The sequence below is a fragment of the Cerasibacillus sp. genome (assembly GCF_036516575.1).
GTDB lineage: Bacteria > Bacillota > Bacilli > Bacillales > Amphibacillaceae > Cerasibacillus.
Genome location: NZ_DATBTY010000040.1, coordinates 104,308 through 116,776, shown reverse-complemented (window position 1 = coordinate 116,776; position 12,469 = coordinate 104,308). Strand labels below are relative to the sequence as shown.

At 36.7% G+C, this 12,469-nt stretch carries 11 protein-coding genes, 1 pseudogene and 1 other annotated feature; of the genes and pseudogenes, 3 read left to right on the top strand and 9 right to left on the bottom strand.

The annotated features are described in order from the left end of the window. Positions 1–21: 21 nt before the first annotated feature. The 8 genes and pseudogenes from mreD to VIG73_RS07830 form a co-directional block, all read right to left on the bottom strand. Complete coding sequence (gene mreD, locus VIG73_RS07865; RefSeq protein WP_331640705.1) at positions 22–558, bottom strand: rod shape-determining protein MreD; 537 nt, start codon at positions 556–558, stop codon at positions 22–24. Beyond that, entirely contained in the window at positions 555–1,442 is an 888-nt protein-coding gene (gene mreC, locus VIG73_RS07860) for a rod shape-determining protein MreC (RefSeq protein ID WP_331640703.1), read from the bottom strand. The genes mreD and mreC overlap by 4 nt, the downstream gene beginning before the upstream one ends. Before the next feature lie 13 nt (positions 1,443–1,455). Then, the gene (locus tag VIG73_RS07855; RefSeq protein ID WP_331640701.1) at positions 1,456–2,496 is read right to left on the bottom strand and encodes a rod shape-determining protein; all 1,041 of its coding nucleotides are present in this window, start codon (positions 2,494–2,496) and stop codon (positions 1,456–1,458) included. 179 nt (positions 2,497–2,675) lie between these two features. Then, a pseudogene (locus VIG73_RS07850) lies at positions 2,676–2,816 on the bottom strand (JAB domain-containing protein); the annotation flags it as partial. Positions 2,817–2,925: 109 nt separating this feature from the next. Next, positions 2,926–3,867: a group II intron reverse transcriptase/maturase gene (locus VIG73_RS07845; protein ID WP_331640699.1), complete on the bottom strand. Its 942-nt coding sequence runs from the start codon at positions 3,865–3,867 to the stop codon at positions 2,926–2,928. 463 nt (positions 3,868–4,330) lie between these two features. Further along, entirely contained in the window at positions 4,331–4,888 is a 558-nt protein-coding gene (radC, locus tag VIG73_RS07840) for a RadC family protein (protein ID WP_414648388.1), read from the bottom strand. A 165-nt stretch (positions 4,889–5,053) separates the two neighbouring features. Continuing rightward, entirely contained in the window at positions 5,054–5,887 is an 834-nt protein-coding gene (locus tag VIG73_RS07835) for an SPOR domain-containing protein (RefSeq protein WP_331640695.1), read from the bottom strand. A 120-nt stretch (positions 5,888–6,007) separates the two neighbouring features. Then, entirely contained in the window at positions 6,008–7,276 is a 1,269-nt protein-coding gene (locus tag VIG73_RS07830) for a folylpolyglutamate synthase/dihydrofolate synthase family protein (protein WP_331640692.1), read from the bottom strand. 106 nt (positions 7,277–7,382) lie between these two features. Between VIG73_RS07830 and VIG73_RS07825 the strand changes: the two genes are divergently transcribed. Both VIG73_RS07825 and VIG73_RS07820 read left to right on the top strand, forming a co-directional pair. Next, positions 7,383–8,291: a RimK family alpha-L-glutamate ligase gene (locus VIG73_RS07825; protein WP_331640690.1), complete on the top strand. Its 909-nt coding sequence runs from the start codon at positions 7,383–7,385 to the stop codon at positions 8,289–8,291. Then, positions 8,288–9,157 (top strand): ATP-grasp domain-containing protein, encoded by an 870-nt coding sequence (locus VIG73_RS07820; protein ID WP_331640688.1) that lies wholly within the window; start codon positions 8,288–8,290, stop codon positions 9,155–9,157. The genes VIG73_RS07825 and VIG73_RS07820 overlap by 4 nt, the downstream gene beginning before the upstream one ends. Before the next feature lie 43 nt (positions 9,158–9,200). Here VIG73_RS07820 and VIG73_RS07815 read toward each other — a convergent pair whose 3' ends face one another. Then, positions 9,201–11,837 (bottom strand): valine--tRNA ligase, encoded by a 2,637-nt coding sequence (locus VIG73_RS07815; RefSeq protein ID WP_331640686.1) that lies wholly within the window; start codon positions 11,835–11,837, stop codon positions 9,201–9,203. Positions 11,838–11,878: 41 nt separating this feature from the next. Next, positions 11,879–12,101 (bottom strand) — a binding site (T-box leader). Between the two features lie 162 nt (positions 12,102–12,263). Here VIG73_RS07815 and VIG73_RS07810 point away from each other — a divergent pair. Then, positions 12,264–12,452: a hypothetical protein gene (locus tag VIG73_RS07810; protein ID WP_331640684.1), complete on the top strand. Its 189-nt coding sequence runs from the start codon at positions 12,264–12,266 to the stop codon at positions 12,450–12,452. Positions 12,453–12,469: the final 17 nt, after the last annotated feature.

The window sequence follows — 12,469 nt, the reverse complement described above, 5'->3', positions numbered from 1 at the left end:
ATACATCTGCCAGTGTTCCATTTATGATACCGTTTCTTTTTCTATTCTGACTTTCCAGTTAGATAACCATTTTGCTACAAATGGATAGATAATCAATAGAAATACAATATTTGCCATGATGGTAGGTAATAGGCGTAGCGATACATAATCTTTCCATTGAATTTGTATCACACCGATGACAATATAAATCAACTGAATGATCACTTCCATCATCACTATACCCACTACACTGAATATAATAGCTGATAATAAATTATCTTGTAGCAATCGGGATATCCCTTTTATCATATAAATTGTTATCGCATATGTAAACATATACACCCCAAGTATATCAGTATAGACAATGTCAATCATAAGCCCAAATATAACAGCATAGTAAATAGAAGCATACTCTTCTTCTCTTTCAAAGAATATCACAACACAAATCAGAAAAATAAAAACCCAATGCGGAATAAGGATAAAATCAGCATGTACGAGTCGATTCGGTAATAACTTTAATGATACACCTTCTAATACCATGAAAGAAAAGAGGATGAGAGGAATATAAAAGCGTATCATTCCTTATCCTCCTTCTTTTTAGCCTTTTTTTCTTCTTCAGGCATTGGCAAGTTTCGATCGACTACAATCACATTGTTTATTTCATGCATATTCGCTGCAGGTTTCACATGTGCTGTGCGCGTTAAACCGTATTGATCTAGACCAACTTCTGTTACCGTACCAATCGGAAGTCCAGCTGGGAAAACACCACCCAATCCAGATGAAACAACAAGTTCACCTTTCTTTAAATCTTTATCTGATTCATCGATAATCCGAAAGATTAAAGACTCGGTTTTCTCATCATACTCTTCAATTAATCCAAAAATACCTTTTTTGTTTTTACGTGAAACAGTAGCTGATATACGATTAAATTGATCAAAACCTGTTAATAGTTGAACGGTGGCTGTATGGTCAGATGTAGCGGAAATCTTACCAATCATTCCATCTGGTGTTATCACTGCCATATTACGTTTTACCCCCGCTTTTTCACCTTGATCAATCGTTACTTGTTCAAGCCATCTTTCTGGCGAACGGGCTATGACCGTCGCTTGGATGGCACGATAATCCCTGATTGAATCAGGTTTATCAACTAATTTTCTTAACTCTTCATTTTCTACTTTTAATTGTTGTACATCATAAATAAGTCTTTTATATTCAGCCAACTTCTCCTTTAGCAGTTGGTTCTCTTCATACATGTTTTTCATCTCACCAATATTACTTACGACATTACTCATATAATTAATCGGTTTATGAACGATACTTTGGAACCAGCCAACAGTATCATGAATCATTTTCTCGGGTTTCGACAAATTCCCACGATTACTTAATGAGTAACCGATTAATACGACAAGAATAATCATACCTATTAAAATGATAAATAATCTTTTTTTACGTAAAAAATGCAAAACGAACACCTACTTATTCTAGGGTTGGATGAGAGGATACACTCGGCTGCGAACGAAAATGTTGAATGTAATCTAAAGATTTCCCTGTTCCATTAGCAACACTATCTAACGGATCTTCAGTTGCAAATACGGGTATTTTTGTCTCATCACTTATGACACGATCAATATTTTTTAATAAAGAGCCTCCACCAGATAATACGATACCGCGATTCATAATATCTGCTGCTAATTCAGGTGGCGTCCTCTCAAGTGTCACTTTAACAGCATCGATAATTGCATCGATGGTTTCTTTTAATGCATCAGTAATCTCATTAGTCGTAATTGAAATTGTCTTCGGCAAACCTGTTAATAGATCACGACCACGGACTTCAACGGCTTCATTTTCATCTGTTTTTTGTGCGGAGCCGATGGATAGTTTTAATGATTCGGCTGAACTTTCGCCAATCATTAGACTATACGTTTGGCGAATATGCTGAATAATCGCTTGATCCATGTTATTTCCTGCAACACGGATTGAACGGCTCGTAACAATACCCCCCAATGAAATTACAGCAACTTCTGTTGTCCCACCACCAATATCAACAATCATACTTCCTGTTGGTTCCCATACAGGTAAACCCGCACCTACTGCCGCTGCAAAAGGCTCTGCAATAGGAAAAGCATCTTTAGCACCTGCTTGTTTAGCTGCATCAATAACTGCACGTTCTTCTACCATTGTAATACCGGATGGAACACAGACCATTACATTCGGCTTCCCAGCAAAACTAGATCGTTTGCGCATAGCCTTCTTTAAATAATATTTTAACATTAAAGCTGTCGTTTCGAAATCCGCAATCACACCTTCTTTCATTGGGCGAATAACTGTAATTGTTCCCGGTGTCCTTCCAATCATATGCTTGGCATCATTACCGACTGCTTCTATTGCACCGGTTTCAATATTTTTAGCGATAACGGAAGGTTCACGTACAACGATTCCCTTTCCTTTAATAAATACGAGTGTATTCGCTGTACCTAAATCAATCGCAACATCTTGTGAAAAGTTAAATAAACCCAATCCAATCTCCCTCTCCATATTCAACACAACTGTATCGCTTATTCTATTAACATGAACGATTAGATTTTACAAAATCGTTATTTAAAAAATCTAAGAAGCGCCAATTTCATAACGTGGAAAGTGGCGCTATTAAAATCTGTCTATTTAATTATACGAAAAAACAACAAAAATTGATAGTGCTATAAGTAGCCTTTCTCTTTTAATGAGACAAATTTACGGTCTCCGATTATTAAATGGTCTAGAAGTTCAATGCCAACAATTTTACCTGATTCAACGAGTCGCCTTGTCACATGGATATCTTCTTGAGAAGGTGTTGGATCGTAGGGTAGAGTTATTGCGCTAACAATTAATGTTGGATTCAATACTCCCCCTCAGAACCGTACGTACACTTTTCAGCATATACGGCTCGCCAGTTGATAGATTTAGGCCTTACCTTTTATTTAAATAACGAATATCTTTTAACCTAATAAATGTGGAATACTGTCTAATTCCATCTGGTTGAAAATACCTTAAGCTTAAGACACCTTGATTATGTTTACGTAAACGTCTCCCAACTTTTTTTACTGTACTCCGCCTTTTATTAGCAATTGTTTTAAGAAAACTACTCTCAGCAAGATAAAATAGTTTTCCTAAATCAGAGAAGTTATCTGCTAGACGGTAATACTTAGCTATCGCTAGTAGTTCACGATTGTAAGTGCGCATTATATCTATTTCAGAGTAATGAAGGATTTTCGTACGGTGTGTGCTAGTAAATGTCCTGAGTTGACCATACTGTTTTACGCTAGCAAACTTATCTAATTCACATCTCGGAATTTCTAAACGAATTTGTTTGTGCGGATTCTTTATCAGTCTAATTGTATACTTGTAAAATTGAAATGATTTCTCTAAGTGGGCGAAGGAAAGGGTATGTGGAATGTTCGCAAACTTGTGTTTAATAAACATTTGACTCGATTCGTAAAAAATCCTTGCCTTTTGCTTGGAGCTCTGCATCCCTATTACAAACTCTGTTCCATAACGAACGTATTTAATTCGATTATCCCTTGTTATGAAACGATTCATAAATTGGTCAAATGGAGCTAAGTAAAAATTGATAATTAGTTGTTTACAATGAGGATGATTCACTGAATGGTTTTTCTGATGTTCTTTCAGATATTGTGAGTTCTCTCTTAAAAGAGCTGGTGAGATGAGAATATTTCCTTTCATAAACCAAGTCATTTTTTTAAAGTCTTTTCTTATCGACCGTAAAGCCGTGTAGGGATTCGGAAAGGCAGATGGTGTAAATATTGATCTATCGTTTCTTTGTAGTGCTTTGCATGCCTTAAGCCATATAACTGAGTCAGATAATTTTATATGATGCTCATTTTTAAACATTGTCAGACCTCTTATCAACCTGTTTTTCTTCCCCATGCTAAACTCATTACGAGCAAACGTCGGGTACTATAAAAACTCCGTTGCCATATGATAAGACACTTAGGCAATCCCTGCATATGATATCAATTTAGATATGTGATGGTTAGGTATCCCTTTCGACATTTTCTTCATTCAGAAGATTGTAGGATAAAGCTTACACAAAAGATATTCTGGTGATATACCTTTCGTTTATCCTCATAACCTATTAGCTATCGTAGGTTATGACGCACCCATCGTACATCTGTCTAGGATTCAGGCAGTTTAGCTTTTACCATACATCACTTGGTCTGAGGAACGGACTCGACGTGATAGCTTTATCGTCTCTTCCCCTTTTCACATCATGCTTTTGTCCCTTCACAAGTTTCCCTTGAAGGTAAGATGCTGACCACAAACATTGTAAGCGCGTTTCGATGAAAGTTCATCACTAAATTGATACACTGTCCAGGCGCACGCCAGATGGGTGATTATGGGCGACTATAATGGATGCTGCTGACCGTTTAACAGCTTCACGAAAGACTTCTCTTGGGTGAACAATCGATGCGTTGAGACTTCCTATAAAAATTGTTTGGCGATGAATGATTTGATTTTTCGTATTCAAAAACAAAGCAACAAAATGCTCCTGATTCAATGTACGTAACTCTTCCATCAAATAATCAGCGCCATCTTCAGGTGAACGAATGACATATCTTTCATTCGGACGGTAATGGTTCATGCGTTTTCCTAATTCGATCGCTGCTAAAATAATGACACCTTTCGCTTGACCAATTCCCTTAATCGCCGTTAACTCCTCAATGGCAGCTTCTCGTAATAATTTCAAGCCTTCAAAATGAATGAGGACACGATTAGCTAAAGACATGACGGATTCTTGCTTTGTTCCACTTCCTAATAAAATAGCTAACAGTTCTTGATTCGATAAATTATGGGCCCCATCACTTAATAATCTTTCGCGAGGACGTTCCGCTTTAGGTACATCCCGAATCATAATATTAGGTATATCCACTTATTAACCTCCTTTCCTATTTCAAAGCATAGTCAATAGGAAAGGGAAATTCAAATAGCGAAAATCTATTTTTAACGTATCTAGACAGGGCATTTTGTACTTTTCCACTGATAAAATTGCAAATCTAACATACTCGATTAAATTTAATTAAGATAATGTATCATCTTCAAATGAAAGGATGAACGCTTCATAAGCAAGCCACATATTTAATAAAAAAACAGCTGGCTGCTTCGTTATATCAGACAAGTGTGATTTTGTGGTAGCAAAAAGATCTTGCATTTTTTTCGTTTCATTCGTTTTGTTATACAGTTGTTCCCAACGCTCGGAGTCAATCTCTTTGTTTTCTGTATAAGCACGAACAGAATCACTCCAAGTCGTTTGAAAGGAAGTTAACCATTCTTGTTCTACTTCGGTTAATGAATGACTGACTTCAGAAGTTGCCCATTGTTTAACAAATGTCTCAAGATTTTCCTTTTTATATGACTCAACCATCTTTTTAGCGCCCGTTTTGTCACTGGATATATCAATAAAGAGATAGTAGTGATCGTCCCGTTGCCAAATCACACCATCCGTACCTTTTGCTTGAAACTGAGAAAGCATCGCTTCTGCATTAGCACGCTCCGAAAACATACCCGCTTGAATAACAAATGCTTGCATGTCAGATAATGACTGCGTTTTGTTATTTTTATCTGGTTGTTTTTTATGATTAGCCTGTTGTGGTGCCGCTGTTTGCCTGACCTGTGTTGATTGATAGGCAGAGGATTCGTCCACTGTTGCGAACATTTTTAACATCACAATACCTAATAATGTGCCAATAACGAGAGCCGACCCAGTTGCAATCATAACGTTTTTTTTCAATTGGAATGCTTGTCTTCTTTTGTTAAAAGATGGACTTGGTCTCGATTTACGGATGTTTTGTTTTTTAGGTGAAAAGCCTTGCTTTTGATTTATTTTAAATGTAAGCTTCTTCTTTCTAGTCATCGACTCATCTCCTTACCCTTCTATCATTTGTCTATTCACTCTAGCACATGATATGCGAAAAGTAAGAAGAATCTTGTCATGTATATAAACATTTTTTTAGACAAAATGAGTCACTAGCCGTCACATTTCAAAACTTTTGACGAATTGTCTAACAAGACTAATGAAATGAAATGAGCCAACGACAAAATATGCTTCATCTTTATTCGTGTCTGTTTGGTTCATCAGGTTATTAATTAACTGTTTCCAATCTGATTCAAGGCGAACGTTCGGATGATGACATAGACGTCCTAAATCTTGTACAGCCATCGCACGTTCATGATCAAATGTCGTAACCGTTATCGTTTCAAAAAGCGGTTCTGTCATTTTTAACATCGTCCCAAGTGCCTTGTCTTTAAAGCCTGCAAAAATGAGATGGCTCCTTCTGTGTCGATTATTTTCACGCATGGTTTTTAAAAATGCCGCCATTCCTTGAGGATTATGAGCCCCATCGATAATAATAGATGGTTGTGATAGAATCTGTTCATATCGCCCTGGTATGATCGTATTCTCAACTCCTTTGACGGCACGTGAGAAATTCAAGTTAGGATGTTGCTTTTGAAACAGATAAAGTACCATTAAAGCAGTGGCTGCATTATTTTCTTGATGTGGACCTTTCATTGAGATTGTCATTGGTATATGGTCAGGCTGATAACACCATACATCATCCTTATAAAAGAATTCTTTTTGTAATCGATATAATGGTGCCTCCTTCAGCTTGGCGACCTTCTCAACGACTTGACGTGATTCATTATCTAATTGACCTACAATGATTGGTACGTGTTTCTTAATGATTCCTGCTTTATGTTCTGCTATATCTTGAATCGTATCACCTAAAAAAGCTTGGTGATCCATAGCAATCGTTGTAATGACAGAAATGAGAGGAGTCAATACATTTGTTGTATCGTCTTTTCCACCCATACCGGTTTCAATAAGGGATATATCCGCACGCATCGAAAAATAGGTAAACGCAGCAACCGTGATGATTTCAAATGTGCTCGGCCCCATATCATCGTTGTCCATTGAAGTAATATGGGGAAATAACATATTCAGAATGTCTATAAAGTCCTTTTCTGAAATAGATTTATCATCAAGTAATATATGGCCGCGTAAATCAGACATACTCGGTGATGTGAATACACCGACACGAAAGCCATTATTCATTAAAGCATGGTTTAAATAATGAATGGTTGAGCCTTTTCCATTCGTTCCAGCTACATGGATCGCATTTAGTTTCTTTTCAGGATGGCCGATTCTTCTGAGTAATGTATGCATCCTATCAAGACCTGGCTGAATACCAAGTTTGTTACGTGACTTCATAAACGTTTCAATTTCATTCATATTTATAAACATATGTACACCTTCACGATCTACATTAATTTTTTATCATTTAGCTTGAACTTCTTGTATAATTAAACAGTATAGCACAATTATTAGATGACTAAGGAGCGTTACAAATATGACTCTTTCAGGATGGATTATTTATAATGGCAGCTTAAATAGTGAAAAGTTTATGGACTTTGCTCACATGCTACAGACAGCAGCGCATAAACAAGGAATCAATGCCTTAATTTATAAAAACAACGACATTATGTCATACTTATCATTAAACCCTCAGATTATCCAAGCTAAAAAAAAGAATTTACCTGACTTTGTTATATTTACAGATAAAGATATATATTTAGCTAAACAGCTTGAGTTACTTGGTGTACCAGTCTTTAATCGAGCTGAAGCTATTGCCACAAGTGACGACAAAATTGCTACTTATCAATGCTTAGCTCAACTTCAATTACCAATACCTAAGACAATTGTTGCGCCAAAGTCGTTTACGAATGAAATACATACAGACTTTTATCAAATCGACCACATCATTGAAGCATTAGGATTACCGATGATTGTTAAAGAAGCATTCGGTTCATTCGGTGAGCAAGTCTATCTTGTTCATACAAAGGACGAGCTAATAGAAAAAACACAGGCCATCCATGGTCGTCCTTTTATGTTTCAAGAATTCATTAAAACAAGCTACGGTAAAGACTTACGATTACAAGTTGTTGGTGATCAGGTCGTTACAGCAATGAAACGAACAGCTAAAGACGATTTTCGCGCCAATATTACAGCCGGGGGCACAATGGAAGCATATAAACCAAGCAACTATGAAGCATCTTTAGCTGTTAAAGCAACAAAGGCAATTGGTGCAGATTTTGCTGGTGTTGATTTATTATTCGGAGAAAATGATGAACCGATTATATGTGAAATAAATTCTAATGCCCATATTCGCAATATATATGAGTGTACAAATATTAATCCAGCAGATGCGATGATTTCGTACATCCGGAATCAACTTTCAGCTAAAGGAGAGCAAGTATGACGATTCGTGGATGGCTAATTTATTCTAAACAAGATGCAAAAGAAAACGCGAGCTTTATACAATGGTTTTTAGATGAAGCAAAAAAACAACAGATTGATTTAACGTTTATGTTAAGAGAAGATTTGCAAATCGGGATTATGAATCAAAGACCGACTATATTGAATCAAAACAAACCGATTGATCGACCTCATTTTGCCATTGTAAGAACGGTCGAGCCATTGTTGCAATTACATCTGGAACAGTTAGGTATTAAAACATTTAATTCTTCATATGTATCGCGCATTTGTAACGATAAAATGTTAACTCATTTAGAAGTTAATAAACTGAATATCCCTATGGTTAATATGCTCTTTTATAATCGAAAAGATTTAACAAATACTCCTCCACTACCTTATCCGTTAATCATTAAAAATCCGACTGGAAGAGGTGGCCGAGAAGTATTTCTCATTAAAAATGATCATGATTGGGTACATTTTTCACAACAAACAACATTTGAGCATGTGCTTATACAAACAACTGATGTTCAACAAGGTAAAGATCTCCGTGTCTTTGTTATTGGAAAGAAAATCATTGGTGCTGTTCTTAGAGAAAGTGATACAGATTTTCGCGCCAATTTTAAACTTGGTGGAAAAGCGACATGGTATAATTTATCTCATAGTGAAAGTGCATTGATTCAACAAATCATTAATCATTTTGATTTTGGAATGGTTGGGATTGACTTTTTATTCAATCATTCGGGTGACTTGATATTTAATGAAATAGAAGACGTTGTCGGATCACGTACATTAAGTGCTGTATCATCAATAAATACAGTTGGCAAGTATTTATCTTTTATTAAAGAGAAGATAGAGTTAGAACGTCAATAAAAAAGACCCAAGAAGATATCGTAACTTCTTGGGCCTCATTTTTTTATCCTTTTAATTCTGCTAGACGCTCCTGTACTTTACGTTGTTTATCTAGGTAGTCAATCTCTTTTTGTCTTTCTTTTTCTACAACCGCTTCTGGTGCTTTTTCAACGAAGCCTTTATTGCTTAGTTTCTTCTGAACGCGTTCAACCTCTTTCGTCCATTTCTCCAATTCTTTCTCTAAACGGGCAATTTCTTTATCGAAATCAATCAAGCCCTCTAATGGTAAATAGACTTGAGCACCTGTCACAACTGCTGACATCGCTTGTTCCGGGATATCTAAATCTGTTCCAATATCTAGTTGACTTGGATTACAGAAACGTTCTAAATAGAGACGCTCATTTTCAAGTTCTGCTTGAACAGCTTCTGTTTCTGCTTGAATCATAAGATGAATTTCTTTAGACATTGGTGTGTCAACTTCGGCTCTAATATTACGAACAGCTTTAATGATGGCAACAAGTCGCTTCATTTCCTTAGCAGCCTGTTCGTCATGGAACTGTTCGTTTACTTCTGGCCAACTTGCGACCGTAATTGACTCACCTTTGTGTGGAAGTTTTTGCCATATTTCTTCAGTTATAAATGGCATAAACGGATGAAGCATACGCATCGTCATATCAAACACATAAGCTAAGACAGATCGAGTCGTTTGTTTCTGAGTTTCATCATCACCATATAAAGGAAGCTTTGCCATTTCAATATACCAATCACATAGCTCATCCCAGATAAAGTTGTATAAATAACGACCTGCTTCACCGAACTCATATTTATTCGTATTCTTTGTCACTTGTTCGATCGTTTCATTCAGTCGTGTTAAAATCCATTTATCTGCAAGAGATAAATCGCCAGTTAAATCAATATCGTCATACGTAAAGCCTTCCATATTCATTAAGGCAAATCGAGAAGCATTCCAAACTTTATTAGCGAAGTTCCATGTTGATTCAACCTTTTCCCAATAGAAACGTAAATCCTGCCCAGGTGTAGAACCAGTTAATAAGAAATAACGTAATGAATCGGCACCATATTGATCGATGACATCCATTGGGTCAACACCATTACCTAATGATTTACTCATCTTTCTTCCTTCTGAATCACGAATTAATCCGTGAATGAGCACATCTTTAAACGGACGTTTCCCGGTAAATTCTTTTGACTGGAAAATCATCCGCGCAACCCAGAAGAAAATAATATCATATCCGGTTACAAGGACATCGGTTGGGAAATAACGTTTATAATCTTCAGCTGATTCATCTGGCCAACCCATTGTAGAAAATGGCCATAACGCTGAAGAGAACCATGTATCTAGTACATCTTCATCCTGTTTCCAGTTTTCAATATCTTCAGGAGCCTCTTTACCAACATAAACTTCCCCTGTTTCCTTATGATACCAAGCTGGAATACGGTGTCCCCACCATAATTGGCGAGAGATACACCAGTCACGGATATTTTCCATCCAGTGCATATATGTCCGTTCGAAACGATCAGGAACGAAATTAACTTTTTCTTCCCCTTCTTGCATGTTGATTGCCGTTTCCGCTAATGGTTGCATTTTAACAAACCATTGTGTTGACAAATACGGTTCTACAACTGCCCCACTACGCTCTGAATGACCGACTTGATGGGTATGTTCTTCAATTTCAAAGAGAACACCTATATCTTGTAAGTCTTTCACAATTTGTTTACGACATTCGAAACGGTCCATTCCTTCATATTTGCCTGCGTTTTTATTCATTGTCCCGTCTTCATTCATAACGAGAACACGTTCTAACTGATGACGATTTCCAATCTCAAAGTCATTTGGATCATGTGCCGGTGTAATTTTAACTGCACCTGAACCAAATTCCATATCGACATAATCATCGGCTACAATTTTAATCTCACGACCGACAAGCGGTAAAATAACTGTCTTACCAATTAAATGTTGATAACGTTCATCATCCGGATGTACAGCGACTGCTGTATCACCTAACATCGTTTCCGGGCGTGTTGTAGCTATTTCAATCGTTTCGTCACTATCTTTTATTGGATAGCGCATATGATAGAAATGACCTTGAACTTCTTCGTAAATCACTTCAATATCAGATAATGCTGTTTTTGTCTGAGGGTCCCAGTTAATAATATATTCTCCGCGGTAAATGAACCCTTTTTCATACAAGCGAACGAATACTTCTTGAACGGCATCTGACAATCCTTCATCCATTGTAAAACGTTCTCGCGAATAATCTAAACCAAGTCCCAATTTAGCCCATTGTTTTCGAATAAAAGATGCGTACTCTTCTTTCCAATCCCATACTTTCTCTAAAAATTTCTCACGTCCTAGATCATAACGTGATACGCCTTCTTCACGTAATTTCTCTTCTACTTTTGCCTGTGTTGCAATACCAGCATGGTCCATTCCTGGAAGCCACAGGACATCATAGCCTTGCATGCGTTTCATGCGAGCAACGGTATCTTGCATCGTTGTATCCCAGGCATGCCCAAGATGTAATTTTCCCGTCACGTTTGGTGGGGGAATAACGATTGAGAAAGGTTCTTTTTCAGGATCTGATTTCGCTTCGAAATATTTCCCATCTACCCAGAATTGATAGCGGTTTTTTTCAACCTCTTGTGGATTATATTTCGTAGGCAGTGGTTGTTCTGACATGTTTAAAACCTCCTTAAAATATAAAAAAAGCTTTTTCATCCATAAAGGACGAAAAGCCTATTTTCGCGGTACCACCTTTGTTTATGGGCATATGATCCCCATACACTTAATCGAATTAACGGTCATAAACCGGCTTCTTCTACTTTTTTCAAAGAAGCTGCATCTGAGGCGACTTCCAAATCATATTACCTAGGAAACTTTCAGCCCTTATTTCCCTCTCTGTTAGGTTTATGTGTTTGTACTCTTCCTCTTCATCGCATTTCATATTATTATAGTTAGTTTAACCAATCTTTAATCAAAATGCAACATTAGAATGTTATTTATTACATGTTAATGCATATTCTATTTCACAAGATAAAGCCTGGTAATCATATAATATTACACAATCCCGATAATGTTCTTTCAAGAATTGAGGTGTCATATAGAATGTCACGTTATTATCGCTATCGACTTCCACCTTGGGCGCGTAAATGGATCATCATTATTGAACGATGTACATTACCTTTATTAATCTTTCAATTAATCCGCACATTACTTTTCCCAACAACATTAGACGTGATTATTTTAGCCATCTTTGTTTTATTATTTGTCGCTTTTTATCAAGAATGGATTTAAGAAAATACCCCTTGGCA

What these genes read in the sequence shown, in the direction of transcription:
- mreD (WP_331640705.1), bottom strand. Translation starts at nt 558, where the DNA reads ATGATACGCTTTTATATTCCTCTCATCCTCTTTTCTTTCATGGTATTA.
- VIG73_RS07820 (WP_331640688.1), top strand. Translation starts at nt 8,288, where the DNA reads ATGACGATTCGTGGATGGCTAATTTATTCTAAACAAGATGCAAAAGAA.
- radC (WP_414648388.1), bottom strand. Translation starts at nt 4,888, where the DNA reads ATGATTCGGGATGTACCTAAAGCGGAACGTCCTCGCGAAAGATTATTA.
- VIG73_RS07845 (WP_331640699.1), bottom strand. Translation starts at nt 3,867, where the DNA reads ATGTTTAAAAATGAGCATCATATAAAATTATCTGACTCAGTTATATGG.
- VIG73_RS07835 (WP_331640695.1), bottom strand. Translation starts at nt 5,887, where the DNA reads ATGACTAGAAAGAAGAAGCTTACATTTAAAATAAATCAAAAGCAAGGC.
- VIG73_RS07815 (WP_331640686.1), bottom strand. Translation starts at nt 11,837, where the DNA reads ATGTCAGAACAACCACTGCCTACGAAATATAATCCACAAGAGGTTGAA.
- VIG73_RS07830 (WP_331640692.1), bottom strand. Translation starts at nt 7,276, where the DNA reads ATGTTTATAAATATGAATGAAATTGAAACGTTTATGAAGTCACGTAAC.
- VIG73_RS07825 (WP_331640690.1), top strand. Translation starts at nt 7,383, where the DNA reads ATGACTCTTTCAGGATGGATTATTTATAATGGCAGCTTAAATAGTGAA.
- VIG73_RS07810 (WP_331640684.1), top strand. Translation starts at nt 12,264, where the DNA reads ATGTCACGTTATTATCGCTATCGACTTCCACCTTGGGCGCGTAAATGG.